The sequence below is a fragment of the Mycolicibacterium sp. XJ879 genome (genome assembly GCF_053483935.1).
In genome coordinates this window covers 378,174-395,985 of record NZ_JBEFTH010000004.1, presented here as the reverse complement: position 1 = coordinate 395,985, position 17,812 = coordinate 378,174, and the positions used below count along the sequence as shown (strand labels likewise).

19 protein-coding genes are annotated in these 17,812 nt (G+C 68.6%); 7 read left to right on the top strand and 12 right to left on the bottom strand.

The genetic code is table 11. The features are described from left to right. Positions 1-59 precede the first annotated feature (59 nt). Positions 60-494, bottom strand: a complete 435-nt coding sequence (locus ABQF13_RS12455) for an ATP-binding protein (RefSeq protein WP_448393045.1) — start codon at positions 492-494, stop codon at positions 60-62. 332 nt (positions 495-826) lie between these two features. Between ABQF13_RS12455 and ABQF13_RS12450 the strand changes: the two genes are divergently transcribed. Next, positions 827-1,843: a DNA topoisomerase IB gene (locus ABQF13_RS12450; RefSeq protein WP_448393044.1), complete on the top strand. Its 1,017-nt coding sequence runs from the start codon at positions 827-829 to the stop codon at positions 1,841-1,843. Between the two features lie 4 nt (positions 1,844-1,847). Here the strand turns inward: ABQF13_RS12450 and ABQF13_RS12445 are convergent, their stop codons facing one another. From ABQF13_RS12445 to ABQF13_RS12405, 9 genes are read right to left on the bottom strand one after another with little or no spacing between them, the layout of a single operon-like run. After that, the gene (locus ABQF13_RS12445; protein WP_448393043.1) at positions 1,848-3,146 is read right to left on the bottom strand and encodes a UDP-glucose dehydrogenase family protein; all 1,299 of its coding nucleotides are present in this window, start codon (positions 3,144-3,146) and stop codon (positions 1,848-1,850) included. Then, entirely contained in the window at positions 3,143-4,078 is a 936-nt protein-coding gene (locus tag ABQF13_RS12440) for a glycosyltransferase family 9 protein (protein WP_448393042.1), read from the bottom strand. The genes ABQF13_RS12445 and ABQF13_RS12440 overlap by 4 nt, the downstream gene beginning before the upstream one ends. Next, entirely contained in the window at positions 4,075-4,764 is a 690-nt protein-coding gene (locus ABQF13_RS12435; RefSeq protein ID WP_448393041.1) for an SDR family oxidoreductase, read from the bottom strand. The genes ABQF13_RS12440 and ABQF13_RS12435 overlap by 4 nt, the downstream gene beginning before the upstream one ends. A 16-nt stretch (positions 4,765-4,780) precedes the next feature. Continuing rightward, positions 4,781-6,139 carry a PfkB family carbohydrate kinase gene (locus tag ABQF13_RS12430; protein WP_448393040.1) on the bottom strand — a complete coding sequence of 453 codons (1,359 nt, stop codon included), beginning with the start codon at positions 6,137-6,139 and terminating at the stop codon, positions 4,781-4,783. Then, the gene (locus ABQF13_RS12425; RefSeq protein WP_448393039.1) at positions 6,132-6,701 is read right to left on the bottom strand and encodes a D-sedoheptulose-7-phosphate isomerase; all 570 of its coding nucleotides are present in this window, start codon (positions 6,699-6,701) and stop codon (positions 6,132-6,134) included. Before ABQF13_RS12425 ends, ABQF13_RS12430 begins: the two co-directional genes overlap by 8 nt. Next, entirely contained in the window at positions 6,698-7,717 is a 1,020-nt protein-coding gene (locus ABQF13_RS12420; RefSeq protein ID WP_448393038.1) for a glycosyltransferase family 9 protein, read from the bottom strand. The genes ABQF13_RS12425 and ABQF13_RS12420 overlap by 4 nt, the downstream gene beginning before the upstream one ends. After that, positions 7,714-9,207: an HAD-IIIA family hydrolase gene (locus ABQF13_RS12415; protein WP_448393037.1), complete on the bottom strand. Its 1,494-nt coding sequence runs from the start codon at positions 9,205-9,207 to the stop codon at positions 7,714-7,716. The genes ABQF13_RS12420 and ABQF13_RS12415 overlap by 4 nt, the downstream gene beginning before the upstream one ends. Next, complete coding sequence (locus ABQF13_RS12410) at positions 9,204-10,859, bottom strand: carbamoyltransferase family protein (protein WP_448393036.1); 1,656 nt, start codon at positions 10,857-10,859, stop codon at positions 9,204-9,206. The genes ABQF13_RS12415 and ABQF13_RS12410 overlap by 4 nt, the downstream gene beginning before the upstream one ends. Before the next feature lie 13 nt (positions 10,860-10,872). Beyond that, positions 10,873-11,850 carry a UDP-glucuronic acid decarboxylase family protein gene (locus tag ABQF13_RS12405; RefSeq protein ID WP_448393035.1) on the bottom strand — a complete coding sequence of 326 codons (978 nt, stop codon included), beginning with the start codon at positions 11,848-11,850 and terminating at the stop codon, positions 10,873-10,875. Positions 11,851-11,887: 37 nt separating this feature from the next. Here ABQF13_RS12405 and ABQF13_RS12400 point away from each other — a divergent pair, with 37 nt between their 5' ends. Beyond that, a complete protein-coding gene (locus ABQF13_RS12400) occupies positions 11,888-12,763 on the top strand; it encodes a glycosyltransferase family 2 protein (RefSeq protein WP_448393034.1) in 876 nt (291 codons plus the stop codon). 5 nt (positions 12,764-12,768) lie between these two features. Here ABQF13_RS12400 and ABQF13_RS12395 read toward each other — a convergent pair whose 3' ends face one another. Next, positions 12,769-13,998: a glycosyltransferase gene (locus ABQF13_RS12395; protein ID WP_448393033.1), complete on the bottom strand. Its 1,230-nt coding sequence runs from the start codon at positions 13,996-13,998 to the stop codon at positions 12,769-12,771. Between the two features lie 19 nt (positions 13,999-14,017). Next, complete coding sequence (locus ABQF13_RS12390; RefSeq protein ID WP_448393032.1) at positions 14,018-14,998, bottom strand: glycosyltransferase; 981 nt, start codon at positions 14,996-14,998, stop codon at positions 14,018-14,020. A 140-nt stretch (positions 14,999-15,138) separates the two neighbouring features. On the opposite strand from ABQF13_RS12390, the gene ABQF13_RS12385 reads away from it, so the two are divergent. From ABQF13_RS12385 to ABQF13_RS12365, 5 genes are read left to right on the top strand one after another with little or no spacing between them, the layout of a single operon-like run. Next, entirely contained in the window at positions 15,139-15,333 is a 195-nt protein-coding gene (locus ABQF13_RS12385; protein ID WP_448393031.1) for a hypothetical protein, read from the top strand. A gap of 36 nt (positions 15,334-15,369) precedes the next feature. After that, a complete protein-coding gene (locus ABQF13_RS12380; RefSeq protein ID WP_448393030.1) occupies positions 15,370-15,834 on the top strand; it encodes a hypothetical protein in 465 nt (154 codons plus the stop codon). Further along, positions 15,834-17,063: an Nramp family divalent metal transporter gene (locus ABQF13_RS12375; protein WP_448393029.1), complete on the top strand. Its 1,230-nt coding sequence runs from the start codon at positions 15,834-15,836 to the stop codon at positions 17,061-17,063. The genes ABQF13_RS12380 and ABQF13_RS12375 overlap by 1 nt, the downstream gene beginning before the upstream one ends. Beyond that, positions 17,060-17,464: a PRC-barrel domain-containing protein gene (locus tag ABQF13_RS12370; RefSeq protein WP_448393028.1), complete on the top strand. Its 405-nt coding sequence runs from the start codon at positions 17,060-17,062 to the stop codon at positions 17,462-17,464. Before ABQF13_RS12375 ends, ABQF13_RS12370 begins: the two co-directional genes overlap by 4 nt. Further along, positions 17,451-17,795 (top strand): PRC-barrel domain-containing protein, encoded by a 345-nt coding sequence (locus tag ABQF13_RS12365; protein WP_448393027.1) that lies wholly within the window; start codon positions 17,451-17,453, stop codon positions 17,793-17,795. The genes ABQF13_RS12370 and ABQF13_RS12365 overlap by 14 nt, the downstream gene beginning before the upstream one ends. Positions 17,796-17,812 lie beyond the last annotated feature (17 nt).

Below are 17,812 nucleotides of genomic sequence, written 5' to 3'. Positions count from 1 at the left end.
GGCGACATCCGCGTACTCAGAGTTCGATCGCGATGACGAACCCTGTGACGTGGGGGGCGTCACTGCAGCGAGCTCGCTCGTCTCGTCGTCATCGAGATCCCGAACACCCGCGCGTCGTCGGGGCCACGCCCGTCCTCGAAGGTGCGGACCTCGTCGGTCAGCGAGCTGAGCACGTGCCAGCTGAAGCTACCGGGTGACAGGATGTCGGGGCTCCTACATGTGGTGGATGCGTCAATGACTACCGCGTCCTGCCGCGCGTCGATCACCACGAGAAGCACCGAGCCGGGCACCGCCGACCGGATCAACCGGGTGCACGCTTCGTCGACGGCCAGCCGTAGGTCGGCGACCGCATCGAAGTCCAGGTCTTCGAAGGTCGCCACCGCGGCGACCAGAGTACGTAGCACGGCGAGGTTCTCGAGCTCTGCGGCGACCCGAAGTTCCACTGACGAGCCGCCACGCTGGTGCCCGTTGTTGGTGTTGGTGGCCTCGGCCATTTGCCCTCCCGGCGATGTCGAGCCGAGGTTACCCCAGGATGTACCCCAGCTAACCACTAGCGCTCCGATAACCCAGTGCAGCCGCGGGTGTGTCGGCTGCGCCCAACGGGTAATCCACGAACATGGACACTAGGTTGCGCAAGATCCTTGTGACGGCCGGGCTGGTGCTGCTGGCGTTGATTCTGGTCGCGGTGGCCATCTACGCCGCCGCGTTCGTCATGATCGCGCCGATGATGCAGTGACGTCGACAGCGTCGACCTTGCTGGGTCCTTCTTCAAAATCTCTTTCACCATGGTGCAGGTCCAGTACCCCCACGACCTCGGACATCAAACATGCGGCTACGCCGTAGCGATCTGCAAGGCCCGGGTCTGCGGCGGCTGCGGCGCGGACGCGGGTTCTCCTATCAGCATCCCGACGGCACCGCGGTCACCGATGCGGCGACGCTAGAGCGCATCAAGGGCCTGGTGATCCCGCCGGCGTGGAAGCGGGTGTGGATCTGCCCCTATCCCAACGGCCACATCCAGGCCGTGGGCACCGACGCCGCCGGCCGACGTCAGTACCTCTACCACCAACAGTGGCAGCAGGAACGAAGCGAGGAGAAGTTCGACCGGGTGCTGCAGATGTCGGCGGCGCTGCCCGAGATGCGCCGCCGGATCGCGTCGGATCTGAGCGGTCGCGGTCTGAGCTACGACCGGGTGCTCGCGCTGGCACTGCACCTGCTCGATCTCGGATACTTCCGGTCCGGCAGTGAGCAATACGTCGAGGAAAACAACTCGTTCGGGATCGCGACGCTGCGCTGTGATCACGTCACGGTGCGTCCTCAGGGAGTCGAATTCGACTACCCGGCCAAGAGCGGGGTGCGCCGAACCCTGCACATCGAGGATCCCGAGGTGATCAGGTCGGTGCGCGCGCTGTTACGCAGACCCGAGCGCGGCGAGCGGTTCTTGGTCTGCCGCAACGGTTCGGGCTGGACCGAGATCCACGCCGACGACCTCAACAATCGGTTCAAGGAGCTGGTCGGCGAGGACTATTCCGTCAAGGATCTTCGGACCTGGCATGGCACGGTGCTGGCCGCGGCGGCCTTCGTCGATGCTGACCCACCGGTGACCAAGAAGGTGATCAAACGGGTCGAGTCCGCCGTGATGAAGGAGGTCGCCGAGGAACTCGGCAACACCCCTGCGGTGGCGCGCAGTTCCTACGTGGACCCGCGGGTGGTCACCGGCTATGAGTCGGGGCTCACCATCGCCTCGGCCGCGCGCCGGGCGGCCAAAATCAAGGCGGCCGATGAGCGGCAGGCGATTCTGGACCGCAGCACGGCGCGGTTGATCCGCAAGGTCGCCAAACACTAGTCCGCTAGTAGCCCGACGCGGTCCCGTTGCCCAGATAGGTCAGCGCGGTGTCGGCCAGCGACGCCGGGTCGAGGAGGTTGCGCGTGTCGAGCACGACGGCGCCCGGCGACTGTTCGGCGATCAGCGGCCAGTTCAGGTCGCAGAACTCCGGCCATTCGGTGAGTACGACGACGGCGTCGGCGTCCTTGGCCGCCAGGTACGGATCGTCGACGGCGACGATGCTGGCCCGCCGCAGCGCGGCCTGGTCGATCTGCTCGAGGCGCGGGTCGTAGCCGGTGACCTGCGCGCCGGTTCGGCCCAGCTCGGCGCAGATCGTCAACGCCGGTGAGTCCCGTACGTCGCTGGTGCCGGCCTTGAATGTCAAGCCCAGCACGGCCACCCGCGCATGCGCCAGCGGGGTGGCCATCGTGCGGCTCAGGGTGGAGACGATCCGCGCGGGCTGTGCGGCGTTGGTGCAGCGCGCCGATTCCACCTCCGGCAGCTCGACTCCGGCCATCCGACCGGTGTGCAGCAGGGCGGCGGTGTCCTTGGGCAAACACGAGCCGCCCCATCCCGGACCCGGCTGCAGGAAGTGCTGACCGATCCGCACATCGGCGCCCATGCAACGGGTGACGTCGCCGATGTCCGCGCCGACCCCTGCGCACAGCCGGGCAAGCGAGTTGGCGTACGAGATCTTCACGGCCAGAAACGCATTGCTCGCATACTTGGCCAGCTCGGCGCTTTCCGGGCTCATCCGCAGAATCGGCGCCGACCTGCCGTACACCTCGGCGACGGTCGCGGCGGCGGCGTCGTCGTCGGCGCCGATCACGACGCGGTCGGGGTGACGGAAGTCATAGACGGCGTGGCTCTCGCGCAGAAACTCCGGATTGGACACCACCTGGATACCGGTCGGCTCGAGCCGGCGCGCCAGCCACCGCGTGGTGCCGACCGGCACCGTGGACTTCAGTACCAGCACGGCGGTCGACGGCAGCAGCGCGGCCAGTTCGGCGACGGCGGCTTCGACCGCGGACAGATCGGCTGATCCGTCGAACCGGCTCGGCGTCGGCACACAGATGAACACCAGGACGCAATCGGCGAGGTCGGCGTAATCGGTGCTGAACAGCAGGGTTTGGGTAGCTATGCCCTGCCGCAGCAGCAGCGGCAGCCCGGGTTCGTCCAGCGACGCCTGACCGCGGTTGAGTTGTTCGACCCGGCCGGCATCGACGTCGATGCACACCGTTGAGTGCCCCCGCTCAGCGAGGCACACGGCGGTCGTCAACCCCACGTAGCCGGCGCCGATCACGCCCACCCGCACGCCGCTCATGCGCACTCCTGCAGCAGGTTCTTGCTGGCTTCGAGCACCCGCGACACCGTGATCAACAGCAGCCCGGGATGCGGGTCCTCGGCGTGCGGGTCGCCCTTGTCGCCTGCCCACACCGCGATGTGCGGGCCGGCGCCGCGCGGACCCCAGCGGCTCGGCGGTGTCGGACCGAACAGCAGCACCGACGGGGTGCCGGTAGCGGTGGCGATGTGCCCGACGCCGGTGTCACCACAGATCAACAGCCGGCAGTCGTGGATCAGCGCCACCAATTCGAGCAGCCCGAGAGTTCCTGCCAGCACCCGGCCGTGCGGCAGGCCGGCCATGTCGGCCACCGACCGCGCCAGCTCGACCTCGGTGCGGTCACCGGTGATCACGACGTCGTACCCGCCGTCGTGCAGCGCGGCGGCGACGGTCGCGAAGCGCTCAGGCGGCCAGCGCCGCGCCCCGTACGCCGCGCCGGGGTGAATCACCACCGCCGACGACCGGTCAGGGTGGACGGGCGGGCGTGGAATGGTGAGATCTGTTGGATCGCAGGCGATCCCGGCCCACTCCAGAAGTGCACACCAGCGGTCGACCTCGTGCAGGTCGGCGCGCCACGGCGGGCCGTCAACGCCGGGGTAGGCGTGGTGCCGATGGCTGAGCAGCGTGCGCGGGTTCAGCGCCAGCAGGTCGGCCAGGCTCTGCGGTCCGCTGCCGTGCAGGTTGACCGCCAGCGCGGGCGGGTGGCCGAGCGCAGCCAGCTGGCCGAGTCCCGGTGTGTGATGGACCTCGTCGACCGCACCCGTCAGCATCGCCAGGTCCGCGTACCGCTGCGGGGCGGCCAGCACGATGTGTGCCTCCGGATGTGCGCGTCGCAGCCCACGCAGCGCCGGGACGCCGGTCAGCAGGTCGCCGAGGCCCAACGCACGCAAAACCAGAACGGTGTCTTGGCTCACGGCCACGAGGATTCTGTCGAGGCGCACACGACCATCTCCCGGATCTCGCAGCCGGCCGGCTGGGCCAACGCGAACACCACGGTCTCGGCGACGTGTTCGGGTTGGTTGAGCTTGGCGTCCGGTGGCGGCTTGTACTGCTCGTCGCGGTCGTCGAAGAACGCGGTGTGCATACCGCCGGGGATCAGCGTCGTGACGCCGACCTGCCCGGCCAGCTCCGCGGCCAGCGCGCGGGAGAACCCAACGACGCCGAACTTGGCGGCGCAGTAGGCGGTTGCGTCGCTGACGGCCTTGATGCCCAGGGTCGATGCGCAGGTGACGATCGTGCCGTGGGTGCTTTTCAGATACGGCAGCGCGGAGCGGATCACCGCGGCCGTGCCGAGCAGGTTCACGTGTACCACCCGCTCCCAGTCCTTGGCGGGGACGTCGTCGAGCTTTCCGCACGAGTCGATGCCCGCGGCCGTGAACACCCCGTGGACCTGCCCGTCGACGCGATCAGCAAGGGCCTTCACGGCGCTGTCGACGGCATCGGTGTCGGCCAGGTCCGCCCGCTCGAAGGTCATCGAGCCGTCACCGGGGTCGTTCCTGTCGATGATCAGCGGTGTTCCACCCTGTTGCGCAACGGCTTTCGCGGTAGCGGCACCGAGTCCGGATGCGCCGCCGGTGATAATGATGTTGCCCAAGCTCATATGTGGTTCCTTTCGGTCACGACCGCGCCGCGGCGATCAGGTTGGACGACGAGTAACCGGCGACGGTGGGCAGCAGCACCACTTCCCCGCCGTGGCGGCGCACCACGTCGGCCTCGGGCAGTTCGGCTTCGGTGTAATCGCCGCCTTTGACCCAGATGTCGGGCCGCAGTTGGGCAAGGGCGTGCTCTGGGGACAGTTCGTCGAAGATGACGACGGCGTCGACGCACGCCAACGCTGCGAGCACGCGGGCCCTGTCCGCGTCGGCCATCACCGGGCGGCGCGGGCCTTTCAGCGCACGCACCGACGCGTCGGAGTTGAGCAGCACCACGAGCGCGTCACCGAGTTGGCGGGCTTGGCGCAGTAACCGGATATGGCCGGTGTGCAACAAGTCGAAGCACCCGCCCGTGGCGACCAGCGTCTTGTCCGGGCGGCGGAGCTGCTCCCGCACTGCGGACACGTCGGCAGTGATCAGCTCGGTTTGCCCTGCCGCCGACCGGTTTCCGTCCGGCGCCGCCGGACTGGACACTCCGACCGCACCGCCGGTGGTGACGAACCGGCTTGCGGCGTCCACCGCGGCGGTGACCGCGGCCTCCGCGTCCGCGCCCGCGCCGAGCGCTTGGGCGGCGGCGATCGCGAACCGGTCACCTGCGCCGCAGGTGTCGCCCGCGGCGCCGCGGGCGGCGGCGTCGGGTACCCCGACGGGCACGTTGCCGTTCTCGGTGGCCAGCAGCGCGCCGCGGGCACCCAGCGTGATACACACCGCTCTGGCGTCCCACAACCGGCGCAGTGAGCCGGGCGGGTTCCCGGCGGCCTCAGCCTGATTGGGGGTGACCAACCAGCATCCCCTGGTCGGCACCGCGCCGCGCGGATGCGGATCCCAGACCACCGGCACCCGGTCGGCGATGCGGGTCAGCAGGTCGCGGATGCCTTGGTGGGCGCTGACGCCGTGGCCGTAGTCCGCAACGCACACCGCGCGCGCCTGTTCCAGCGCGGTCACCACGGCCACTGGAGCGGTGTCGCCCGCGGCCACACCGGTACCGTGGTCAAGTCGCAGCATCGACTGTCCGGCCGCGCGGATCCTCGTCTTGCACACCGTTGTTCCCGACATCGGCAGGGCAAGCACCGTCACGCCGGCGTGCGCGAGCAGGTCGGTCAGCGCACGCCCGTCCGCGTCGTCGCCGACGGCGGTGACCAACACCACGTCCTGCTCCACGCGGGCGGCGAGGGCGGCGGCCAGGCCGGCGCCGCCGGGACGCTGCCAGATGCGCTCGGCGTCGACGACGGGCACGGGCGCCTCCGGGCTGAGCCGGGTGGCGCTGCCCTCGATGTCGACGTCGAGCATCGAGTCACCGACGATGACCAACGGCTTAGCCATGAGACGCCTCCAGCAGCACGTCGTCGAGCGCGATGCACAGCGCGTGCACCAGAAGCAGATGGATCTCCTGCACGGTCGCGGTGGTGGCCGCTTCCACGCACACCGCGTCGTCGCACATGGCGGCCAACGGGTTCGGCGCAGGCCCCGTCAGCGCCCAGGTGGTCAGCCCGGTCTCGTGGGCGGCCTTGACGGCGGCGAGCACGTTGGCGCTGGTGCCGCTGGTGGACAAGGCGACCAGGATGTCACCCGGCCGACCGTGTGCGCGCACCCCGCGGGCGAACATCTCATCGGACCCGTAGTCGTTGGTGATCGCAGTCAGCGCCGACGTGTCGGCGTGTAACGAGATGGCCGACAACGGCATTCGTTCGTCACGGAACCGTCCGACGAGTTCTGCGGTCAGATGCTGAGCCTCGGCCGCGCTGCCGCCGTTACCGCAGGCCAGCAACCGGCCGCCATCGGTGAGCACCCCGGCGAGCCGCGTGCCCCATTCGGTGAGCCGGGGCGCCTGGTGACCGATGTGATCGACGGCCCGCGACAGCGCGCAGAAATGTTGCTCGATCATCGTTGTCCTCCCATTCCGTCGACCGCGCTGCACAGTTGTGCGTCGGTGATGTTGTCCAGACACGGATGGCCATCGACCGGACAATCGCGGGCACGGGTGAGTCGGCACGGGGCTTGCTGATCTCCGAGCCGCATGACGTTATGGCCGTATGGGAGCCACTGCTCTGCGGGCACCACCGGCGCGAACAGCGAGACCACCGGTGCGCCGACGGCGGCGGCCAGGTGTGCGGGTCCGGTGTTGGGCGCGACGACCACGTTCGCACCCGCGTACACCGCGGCCAGGGTGGCAAGCGATGTGCACCCGCCGAGGTCGATCGCGATGTCGCCGGCCACCGCAGCGGTGAGGTCACGTTCGGTTTGGTCACCGGTGACCACAACGCGGTGCCCGGCCGCCGCCAACGCGGCGACCATCCGGGCGCTTCGCGCGGTGGTGGGTCTGCGCGCCGGCACCGCCGCCCCGGGGTGAAAGGCCACATACGGTGCGTCACCGAGCTTCTCGGACAAGGTGTGCGGCAGATGGGGCGGCGTCCGCACGCGCAGCCTGCCGTCGTCGCCGGCCGGCAACTCGCATCCGGCCGCCCGCACCAGCGACAGGGCCCGCTCGGGTTCGGGCACACCGCCTTCAACGTGGTGACGCAGGTTGAGCAGGGTGCCGGGATAGTCCTCGCTGATCGCGCCGATCCACGGCACCGCCGCCATCCGGCAGATCAGCGCCAACGGCAACGGCGACTGGTGAAACGACGTGAGGATGTAGACCCGTTCGGGCGCCAGGTCGCGCACCTGCTTGACGAGTGCGTCCACATGCCCCGCGGTCAGTTCGGGTGAGTCAAAATCGACCCAGGGCGCCTGCCATTCGATGATGTCGCCGACCGCGGGCAGCAGCTCGGCCGCGGCCCGACCCCGAGGTCCGACCAGAAAGGTCACCTCGCCGTGGCGCGCAGCGACGGCACGGACGGCAGGACCGGTGATCAGCACATCGCCGGCACTGTCGAGTCGGGCAACCACGGCGCCACTCATCGGCAGTCCTTGAGCACGAGCGAAACCGCGTCGCCGATGGTCGCGGCGACGCGGGCACGTTGGTGCGCGTCGCTGATCTCGCGGGTCAGCGTGCGCTCGGTCGGTACCAGCACCGCCTGCGCACCCGCGGACAGGGCGGCCTCGACATCGGCGCCGGTGTCCCCGATCAGCACGCAGCGGGCGGGTTCGACGCCGAGCTCGGCTGCGGCGGCCCGCACCATTCCCGGTGCGGGTTTACGGCATTCGCAGCCGTCGCCGGCGTCGTGCACACAGATCTGCCATACGCCGAACGGTCCCAGCGCCGCGTCGACTTCGGTGTTGACCGCCGCCAGTTCGTCGGGGCTGATCAGTCCCTTGGCCACGCCGGACTGGTTGGTGACGATCGCCAGCAGCAGACCCCTGTCACGCAACCGCCGCAACGCGTCGTGCGCACCGCGTACCGGCCGCACCCCGGCGGGGTCACGCAGATACGGTCCGTCTTCGATGACGGTGTCGTCGCGGTCGAACAGCACCGCCAGCGGCGGCTCCGGCCGCGACGACCGAAACGCCCACTCCCCGCCGATGCGGTGTGCCACTGCGACAGGCGGGATCAGGATGCTCGTCACCGCCATCTTCGTCGCTTCGCGCGCGGTGTGCGGGCCCGCCCAGAATCTGCGGGCGGCGAATTCGGCGGTCAGCGCGGCCCACAGCGCGGCGGCGCAACCCGCGATGCGTCGCCGGCCTGCGAGGGCGGCGGCCGCAGCGGTCAGCGCCGCCGCGATGGTCGCAGCGTGCACGCGCAGGCGTCCGGGTCCTTCCCCGATCGCCGGGCGCCAGCGCCTTCCGTGTTTGCGCAGCATCAGCGCGTCGTCACGGTTGCCGCGCTGGGCACGTACGCTGCTGAGGAACGTCGCCGACGCGACGGGATGCGTGCACCGTCGGGTCCCCTTGACGATGGTGTTGCCCGCCAACGTGATTCGCAGTGCGATGTCGGCATCTTCGCGGTAGGCCCGCCGAAACCTCTCGTCGAACCCGCCGGCGCGCACCAGCGCCGAGCGCCGGTAGGCCATGTCCGCGGTGATCCACCGGGCGTCGGCCAGTCCCTGGGTGCGACGTTCGTCGTCGGTGGCGCGCCGTCCCGGTGCGCGCGGCACGTCGATGACGCCTTGCGAACCGGCTGCGTCTTCGGTGTCGGCCTTCGCCAGGTCGTCGGCCACCGCTTCGAACCAGTTGTGTTGCGGCACCACGTCATCGTCGAGGAAGCAGATCCACTCGGCGCTGCCGGCGCGCCACCCGAGGTTGCGTGCGGCGGCGGGTCCCCGTCCCCCACTGTGCAACACGGTGACCGGCAGGCTGGTCTGAAAGCGCAACGGCGTTGTGGGCTGCACGCGGTCGTCGACGACGATCACCGCCGTCGGCTGCGGGCCACCGGATCCGTCCAGTTGGGCCAGCAACCGGTGTACCGATTCCCGTCCGACGGTCGGCACCACCACGGCGAACTCCGGTGTCATCGCGGCCGCCTGACGAGATACGGCCCGATCGCGAGCACGTCGATCGGTGCGCTGCCAAAGCATTCGAGTGCATCCCGCGGGCTGTCCACCATCGGTCGCCCGGCGGTGTTGAAGCTGGTGTTGACGATCACCGGCACCCCGGTGTGCGCGGCGAAGCGGCTGATCGTGGCGTGCAGAAGCGGGTTGTCGCGATCGACGGTCTGGATCCGCGCGGTGCCGTCCACGTGGGTGACGGCGGGGATCTTCGGCCGCCAGCCCTCGGCGACGTCGTGGACGAACAGCATGTAGGGACTGGGAATCGGCCCGCCGGAAAAGATTTCGTCGGCACGCTCGGCCAGCACCATCGGGGCGACGGGCCGGAACTGTTCGCGTCCCTTGACGTTGTTGAGCCGCTCCAGGTTCTCGATGCGGCGCGGATCGGCCAACAGTGAGCGCTGTCCGAGGGCCCGCGGGCCGAACTCGGCGCGGCCCTGAAACCAGGCCACCAGTTGGTTGTCGGCCAGCGCGTCGCCGATGGCAGCGGCCAGATCAGCGGGCCGCTCGTGCGGTATCGCGGCGTCGCGCAGCACATCGGCGATCTCCTCGTCGGAGAACCCGCGGCCCAGCGCGGCCGACGGCATCGGGATGAGCGGTTCACCTGCCTCACCGGCCAGCGCCAGCGCAGCGCCCAGCGCGGTACCGGCGTCACCGGCGGCGGGTTGCACCCACACGTTCGAGAAGCCGCCTTGTGCCCAGATCTCGGAGTTCGCCACGCAGTTGAGGGCTACTCCCCCTGCCAGACAAAGGTTTTCCTGGTCGCTCTCGTCTCGCAGCCAGCCGACGAGATCCAGCAGCACCTCCTCGACCACCCGCTGCACGCTGCACGCCAGGTCGGCGTGCCGCGGTTCGGGGCGGTCCAGCGCGTGGCCCTTGCCCGCACCAGGTTCCCGACGCGGTGTGAACGACTCCCAATCGATTGGCTGGGTACGAAACCCGCCGTCGCCGGTGGCGTAGACCAACTCCCTGAACCGGTCGATGAAGCGCGGCGTCCCGTAGGACCCCATCGCCATCACCTTGTACTCGTCGCTGGACCGCTGAAAACCCAGATGCTCGGTGAGGCTTTCGTAGAGCAGGCCCAGCGAATGCGGAAGCGATTGGCTGGCAAGGACATCGAGTTTGCTGTCGCGGTAGCTGCCCGCCAGCATCGACGAGCGTTCGCCGCGGCCGTCGACCACCAGCACCGCCGAATCGGGGTGGGCAGAGGCCAGCGCGCTCGAAGCGGCGTGCGCGACGTGGTGGCGCACGTATCGGACGATGCCGGGGTCAAGGCCGGGCAGCGCGGACTGCAGGAACTTGGGTGCGCGTTGGGCGTACATGGTGCGCAGGTACTCCCAATCGCGGTCGAGCCCGGCCATATCCTCGGTTGATTCGTCCAGCAGGCGCGGGTCGTAGGAGTAGCCGACCGCGTCGAGGTCGGCCGGGCTCAGGCCGCCTTGCCGCAGACACCACCGCGCCGCCGCCACCGGCAGCTCCCACGTCGAGAACGGCACTGCGGACTTTCCGTGCTTGCGCCTGGAGAACCGCTCCTCTTCGGCGGCCGCGACGATCTGACCGTCGACCAGCAGTGCGGCGGCTGGATCGTGAAATACCGCGTTGATTCCGAGGATTCGCATTGTCGGCTCCTGACTACCCTGCCGCCGCGGTGGTCTCGGGCGAGGAGGTCAGCTGCGCTTGGAACCACTCGACCGTGCGGGCCAAACCGTCCGCATAGCGCATCCGTGGTTGCCAACCGAGGAGCCTGCGCGCCAGCGTGATGTCCGGGCATCGGCGCTGCGGGTCGTCCTCGCCGGGCGGAAGGAAATGGATGGGCGAGTCGCTGCCCGCCAAATCGCGGATGAGCTCGGCGATGTGAAGGACGGTCACCTCGTCGGGGTTGCCGATGTTGACCGGTCCTGCGCAGCCCGATCTGGCCAGCGCCACCAGCGCGTCGACGGTGTCGTCGACGTAGCACAGCGACCTGGTCTGCACCCCGGTGCCGTTGACCGTGATCGGGTCACCGGCCAGGGCCTGGGCACAGAAAGTCGGCACGATGCGGCCGTCGTCGGGGCGCATCCGTGGCCCGTAGGTGTTGAAGATACGTGCCACGGCGACGTCGGCTGACCGTCCCCGCTGATAGGCGAATGTCAATGCTTCGGCGAACCGCTTGGCTTCGTCGTAGACGCTGCGCGGCCCGACGGGGTTGACGTTGCCCCAATAGGTTTCGGGCTGCGGATGCTCCAGCGGGTCGCCGTACACCTCGCTGGTGGAGGTCAGCACCAGCCGCGCCCCGCAACGTTCGGCGAAGTCGAGCGCGTTGGCGGTGCCGAGCGCGCCGGTGCGCAGCGTCTGCACCGGCAGCCGCATGTAGTCCACCGGAGACGCCGGGGACGCCAGGTGAAAGACGGTGTCGACATCGAGCCGCGTCTCGGTCAGCGGCTCGCTGATGTCGTGGCGGACGAACCGGTAGCCGGGTCGGTCGCGTAGCAGCGTGGCGGCCGTCGGCGCGCTGGTGGACAGGTCGTCCACGCAGGTGACCTCCACCCCGTCGAAGAGCAGTCGCTCACACAGGTGACCGCCGAGAAACCCACCGCCTCCGGTCACCACGACACGCCTCAGCTCATGCATCGTTTGCCCTTTCCTCGCCTGGGTAGCCAGCACAGTCATGAAGCCCTCGGATACGTCGTTTGTGATCGCCAGCCGCAACCGCGCACAAGAGCTCGCGACGGTGGTCGCGCGCCTGCTCGATACCACCGCGTGCCCGATCGTGGTGGTGGACAACGCTTCCGAAGACGACAGCGTTGCGATCATGCGCCGAATCACCGCCCGCTCGGCGGGCCGGCTGCGAATAGTCGAGTTGGGCACCAACCAGGGGGCGGTGGGGCGCAATGCGGGGGTCGCGGCGTGCACCACCCCGTATGTCGCGTTCTGCGACGACGATTCCTGGTGGACAGCCGGATCCCCGGCCATCGGCGCGGAACTCTTCGACAGCCACCCGTCGCTGGGCCTGCTGGCCGCCCGCACGATCGTCTGGCCGCAACGGCGCGAAGACCCGTTCACCGCGTTGTTGGCCGACAGCGCCCTCGGTCACCGCCCCGACCTGCCGGGCCCGTCCATCCTCGGGTTCATGAGCTGCGCTGCGATGGTGCGCGTTCACGCCTTCCAGCAGGCCGGCGGGTTCAGCGACATCCTGCATTTCCGCGGTGAGGAGCAACTGCTGGCCTTCGACCTGGCGGCCTTGGGATGGGATCTGTGCTACTGCCCTGCGCTGACCGCGATCCACCAGCCGTCCGAGACCAGGGCCACCACGGCGGCCCAGGACGCCCGCGTGCTGCGCAACGATGCGCTGACCACATGGCTGAGACGCCCGATTCCGCAATGTCTGCGAGTCACTGCAGATCTGCTGCGCTCGGCGGTCCAGGACCGCGAGCACGCCCGCGGTGCCGCCGAGGCGTTCCTGAAGCTGCCTGCCGTGGTGCAGCAGCGTCGCCCGCTTCCTTCGAACCTCGAGGAAGCAGTGGCCAAGCTGGAGTCGCAGTGAGCCCGTCATCCCGATGACAGACTCCTCGCCGGTTCGGCGGGCTGCTCGAAGCGCACCGGCACCAGGCGGTCGTAGATGCGTTGAGTGTCCGCGGCGATGCGGTCCCACGAGTAGCGGGCCTGTGCCCGGTCGCGACCGGCCGCACCGAGGCTTTGGCGCATGAAGTCGTCACGCAACAAGTGGTTGACCGCTTCGGCGACCTTGTCGGGCCGCCGGGGCCGCACCAGTCGGCCGGTGACGTCGTGCACGACGGTGTCCAGCATTCCGCCGACCGCGGAGGCGATGACCGGTACGCCGCATGCCATTGCCTCCAGCGGGACGATGCCGAACGGCTCGTACCACGGCGTGCACGCGACCACATCGGCCGACCGAAGGATGGCCGGCATGTCCTCGCGGGCGACCGAACCGTAGAACCTCACCCGGTCCGCAACGCCGAGTTCCTCGGCGAGCGCGCGCAGCCGGCAGACCTCCGGATCGGAGCCCAGCCGGGCGAGGTCCGGGCCGCCGACGAGCACCAGCTCGGTATCGCGGATATAGGGCAGCGCGCGTACCACGACGTCAAACCCTTTGCGCGGCACGAACCTTCCGACGCTGACAATCCGCCGGTGACTGCTTCGGGGCGCCGTGGGTCCCTCCGGGCTGAACATGTCGAGGTTAACCCCGCACGGCACAACGGAGATGCGGCTGCGCGACCTGCCCAACCGCATCAGCTCGAACACCTCGTCGGTGCAGGTGGCGGCGACCCAGGTGGCGGTGCGGGCGACCGTCGCCTCCAGGCGCAGCCGGTCGGTCGGGCTGGTGTCCTGCGCGCCCTGGTAGCGGCGCTTGACCACGCCCAGCGCGTGAAACGTCTGCACGGCAGGCAGATTCAGATGCCGCGCGGCCAACTGCGTTGCGATACCGGACATCCAGAAGTGGGCGTGGGCGATGTCGGGGCGGTCTGCAGCCCATTCGGCGTCGAGGAACCGGGCGAACGGGCCCATATGGACCAGCAGTTCGTCCTTGGGCAGCTGCTCGGGCGGTCCGGCAGGCACATGCACAACGGTGTAGCCCTGCGCCGTGTGCACCCGCTCGGGCAGTCCGGGGTCGTCTCTTCGGGTATAGACGGTCACTTGATGTCCGCGGCGTGCCAGCGCCGCCGACAGTTCGGCGACATGTACGTTCTGTCCGCCTGCGTCGGCGCCACCGAGCGCCGCGAGTGGGCTTGCATGCTCGGACACCATGGCGATCTTCATCGGCGCCCTCCTCCCATCTTCATTGGCAGATGTCGTCGATGACTTCTTCGATCGTGGTGGCCCACTCGCGCAGGAAACGTTCGAGCGAAAACTGCGCCATCGCGTAGTCGCGAGCCGCCTTACCGGCGGCGGCCGCTGCCGACCGATCGGCGATGAACTGCTCGAGCGCGTGCGCCAGGGTGTCGACGTCAGCGCTGACCACGCCCGCCTCGGCGGGCACCGTCAGGGGGGCCATCGTCGAGGCCACCGCGACCACCGGCATGCCGAGGTACATGGCCTCCACCAGCGACAGGCCCAGCGACGTCCATCGCGCGGTGTGCAGGAACACGCGGCGCCGGGCCACCTCGGGCAGCAGCGTCGCGGTCGGGACGTCACCCCTACCGCGCACGTGTCCGCCGCCGTCGTCGAGCATGTCGGTGCCCATGCCCCAGACGTCGATCGGAACGCGCGCGCCCAGTGACATCAGCAGATCGGTGCCCACCGTGCGGCCCCGCCGGACAGGTTCGTTGATCATGGTCGCGGCGGCCGGAATCTCGCCGGTGTAGCAAGGACCCGGGTCGGCGATCCCGTGGGCGATCACGCGGGTCGGTGCGATGCCGTTGTCCCACATCAACCGGTTGAAGTCGGTGACATGCACCACGGGGATATCGTCGCGTTCGGCAAGCGGGTGAACGCTGTCGACGGCGTCCGGCCGCGGCGTGTTGTGCTCCACGTAGACGGCGGGGATATCGATCCCGGGCCTGCGGCCCAGCCAGCGCGCGGCCAACTCCAGTTCCTCGGGGCGCTGCAACACCACGAGGTCGACGTCTTCATCGGCCAACGCTGAATCCGAAATCTCATGGGCACGAGGCCAATCCCGGCCGCACAACCCGCGACCGGCTGCGTCGCGGTTCTGCGTGTAGGGAATCAGATAGCGGTGTCGACCCGCGACGAACGCCTCCGTCCACGACCCGTGCACGTGCCACACCAACACGGAGCGCGCAGTCGTGAGATCGAACATGACCGCCGCTTACCCGAGTACTTCGCTGGGAAAACGGTTCTTCAGGACTCTTCGCTATCTGTACTGAAGATCTTTCGCATCATGTACCGGCGCCGACGCGACCGGATTTTCGGTACTCACGTGCGGGTAATCTGGCCGGTATGCCGGACAGCGAAGAGATTCCCGACGACGTGCCCGAGGCCGACGCGGTGGAGCAGCAGCGTCCCGCCGATCCGACGCCCGACGATGACGACGCCCCCGAGGACCAGGGTCAAAGCGTGCCGTTGGAATCCAATGCTTCCGACTGGCACGAGCAGCAGCTCAGCGTCGATTTGGACCCCGAAATCGAGGGGTAGGACCACGAAGAGCAGACCGGGCTCGCGGAGGCCGCGATGGCACCACCGGATCAGCGCCTACAGCGTATCTCCCGGGTAGCCCTGCTCACCGTGGTGATCATCGGGCTGGCCCTGCTGTTGACGCGTTGCCCAGCCAATCGCGACGGCATGCCCGGCCAGCTCGCTCGAGCGATGGAAGAGACCACATCGGCGGCGCGCAGCGGTGCGCTGGCGTTGGACCTGTGGGCCCAGGGCCGCTCGACGACACAGCTGGCCAGCGTGCAGATCACTGATTCCCGCAACGATGTCACCAAGGCGTACAAGGGTATTGCCGAGCTGCGGGCCGAAGATCCGGTCGATGTACGGCGTCAGCGGATGCTGACCGAGTCGATGACGGAAATCATCGCCCAACTCAATGCCGCTTCGGCCGTGCTGCGCGACGTCAGCACGCAGCCCACCGTCGCGGCCGTGCGCGCCGACCTGATGAGGTCATCGCACGACCTTGAGTCCGGCTACCGCTGATGGCCAAGATTTTTGCGGTTGCGCTGGGCATCCTGACCGCGATCGGCGGCTTCCTCGACATCGGCGACCTGGTGATGAACGCGGTCGTCGGCTCCCGGTTCGGTTTGTCGCTGGCCTGGGTGGTGGTGGTCGGGGTAATCGGGATCTGCCTGTTCGCCGAAATGGCCGGCCGGGTGGCCGCCGTGAGCGGTAGGGCGACCTTCGAGATCATTCGGGAGCGGTTGGGACCGCGGACGGCCGCGGCGAACCTGAGCGCATCGTTCTTCATCAACCTGATGACGCTGACGGCCGAAATCGGCGGTGTTGCGCTGGCGCTGCAGCTGGCCACCGATGTCGGACCGATGATGTGGATTCCGGTCGCGGCGTTCGCGGTCTGGGTGGTGATCTGGCGCGTCAAGTTCAAGATCATGGAGAACGTGACCGGCCTGATGGGGCTGTGTTTGATCGTCTTCGCCGTCGCAGTATTCATGCTGAGCCCGGACTGGTCGAACCTGGCCCAGCAGGCCACCTCACCGGCGATCCCGGAGGCGGAATCGGCGGCGACCTATTGGTATTTCGCGATCGCGCTGTTCGGGGCCGCGATGACGCCGTACGAGGTGTTCTTCTTCTCCTCGGGTGCGGTCGAAGAACGTTGGACCCCCAAGGACCTGGGAGTGGCTCGCTTCAACGTCATGGTCGGTTTTCCCTTCGGCGGGCTGCTCTCGATCGCCATCGCGGCTGGAGCCGCAATTGTCCTGTTGCCCAACCAGATCGAGGTGACCTCGCTATCGCATGTCGTCATGCCGGTCGTGGCGGCAGGCGGAAAGTTGGCGCTGGCCTTCGCCATTGCCGGTATCGTGGCCGCCACTTTCGGCGCCTCGCTGGAGACGGCGCTGTCCGCGGGATATACCGTCGCGCAGTATCTCGGCTGGCCATGGGGTAAGTTCCGCCGGCCAGCACAGGCGGCGCAGTTTCACGTTCTGATGTTCGTGTCAATCGTGGCCGCCGTGGCGGTGCTATTCACCGGGGTGGACCCGATTCTTGTCACCGAGTACTCGGTGGTGTTCTCCGCGATCGCGCTGCCGCTGACGTATCTGCCGATCCTGGTCGTCGCCAACGATCCCGCCTACATGGGCGAACGAACCAACGGCAGAGTGCTCAACGCGCTCGCCTCGGTATACCTCGTCATCATCCTTGCCGCATCGTTGATGGCAATTCCGCTGATGATCGTCACAGGAGCCGGACAATGACCGACCGCACCGACCCTGTCATCAAAGGGCACCACGGCCGCGCGCTCGACGCGCGTCTGCAACTGTTGGACCGCCAACTCGTCGACGACGACGACAACCCGATCGGCATCGTCGACGATCTGGAGTTGACCGGTATCGACGTCGACCGCGACATCCCGCCCGGCTCCGATGCGCCCCACGTCACCGCGCTGCTGTCCGGAAAGGTGGTGGCCACCCGCATCTTCGGCGGCACACCGCCGCGCTCGCATCTGCAAGACATCTCGTGGCGCCTTGTCCAATCGGTCGGCATCACCGTGAAGCTCAAACCCAACGACATACGGTTCGAGGGCCGGTGGATGGAGCGATGGCTGCGTGACCGCATCGTCAAGCACATTCCGGGGGGCCGGCATGCTGCTGAGTAGTCTGTTGGGGCTGCGGGTGATTGATGCGGGCTCTCATCCGGTGGGCACCGTCGTCGACGTGCGACTGACCGTCGCGGGGGACCCCGCCAACGACCCGCCGACACCGCGGATGCTCGGGTTGGTCGTCAGCCCGCACAGCAAGGGATCGTTCCTCGGCTACGAACGTGTCGACATCAACGGACCGAGACTGATTGCCGCGCTGCTGCGTTGGGGACACCGCGGAACGTTCTTGGCGGCGTGGGAGGATATCGCCCGCGTGGGCGCCGACCACGTCACCCTGCGGCCGCGCTACACCCGGTACTCGGCGGCGCTGCCTCCTGACGGCGACTGACGCACGCTACCGGGCGG

Bases quoted from the DNA above. Each gene is read 5' to 3' on its own strand.
- ABQF13_RS12455 (WP_448393045.1), bottom strand. From the start codon at position 494: ATGGCCGAGGCCACCAACACCAACAACGGGCACCAGCGTGGCGGCTCG.
- ABQF13_RS12450 (WP_448393044.1), top strand. From the start codon at position 827: ATGCGGCTACGCCGTAGCGATCTGCAAGGCCCGGGTCTGCGGCGGCTG.
- ABQF13_RS12445 (WP_448393043.1), bottom strand. From the start codon at position 3,146: ATGAGCGGCGTGCGGGTGGGCGTGATCGGCGCCGGCTACGTGGGGTTG.
- ABQF13_RS12435 (WP_448393041.1), bottom strand. From the start codon at position 4,764: ATGAGCTTGGGCAACATCATTATCACCGGCGGCGCATCCGGACTCGGT.
- ABQF13_RS12430 (WP_448393040.1), bottom strand. From the start codon at position 6,139: ATGGCTAAGCCGTTGGTCATCGTCGGTGACTCGATGCTCGACGTCGAC.
- ABQF13_RS12425 (WP_448393039.1), bottom strand. From the start codon at position 6,701: ATGATCGAGCAACATTTCTGCGCGCTGTCGCGGGCCGTCGATCACATC.
- ABQF13_RS12420 (WP_448393038.1), bottom strand. From the start codon at position 7,717: ATGAGTGGCGCCGTGGTTGCCCGACTCGACAGTGCCGGCGATGTGCTG.
- ABQF13_RS12415 (WP_448393037.1), bottom strand. From the start codon at position 9,207: ATGACACCGGAGTTCGCCGTGGTGGTGCCGACCGTCGGACGGGAATCG.
- ABQF13_RS12410 (WP_448393036.1), bottom strand. From the start codon at position 10,859: ATGCGAATCCTCGGAATCAACGCGGTATTTCACGATCCAGCCGCCGCA.
- ABQF13_RS12405 (WP_448393035.1), bottom strand. From the start codon at position 11,850: ATGCATGAGCTGAGGCGTGTCGTGGTGACCGGAGGCGGTGGGTTTCTC.
- ABQF13_RS12400 (WP_448393034.1), top strand. From the start codon at position 11,888: ATGAAGCCCTCGGATACGTCGTTTGTGATCGCCAGCCGCAACCGCGCA.
- ABQF13_RS12395 (WP_448393033.1), bottom strand. From the start codon at position 13,998: ATGAAGATCGCCATGGTGTCCGAGCATGCAAGCCCACTCGCGGCGCTC.
- ABQF13_RS12390 (WP_448393032.1), bottom strand. From the start codon at position 14,998: ATGTTCGATCTCACGACTGCGCGCTCCGTGTTGGTGTGGCACGTGCAC.
- ABQF13_RS12385 (WP_448393031.1), top strand. From the start codon at position 15,139: ATGCCGGACAGCGAAGAGATTCCCGACGACGTGCCCGAGGCCGACGCG.
- ABQF13_RS12380 (WP_448393030.1), top strand. From the start codon at position 15,370: ATGGCACCACCGGATCAGCGCCTACAGCGTATCTCCCGGGTAGCCCTG.
- ABQF13_RS12375 (WP_448393029.1), top strand. From the start codon at position 15,834: ATGGCCAAGATTTTTGCGGTTGCGCTGGGCATCCTGACCGCGATCGGC.
- ABQF13_RS12370 (WP_448393028.1), top strand. From the start codon at position 17,060: ATGACCGACCGCACCGACCCTGTCATCAAAGGGCACCACGGCCGCGCG.
- ABQF13_RS12365 (WP_448393027.1), top strand. From the start codon at position 17,451: ATGCTGCTGAGTAGTCTGTTGGGGCTGCGGGTGATTGATGCGGGCTCT.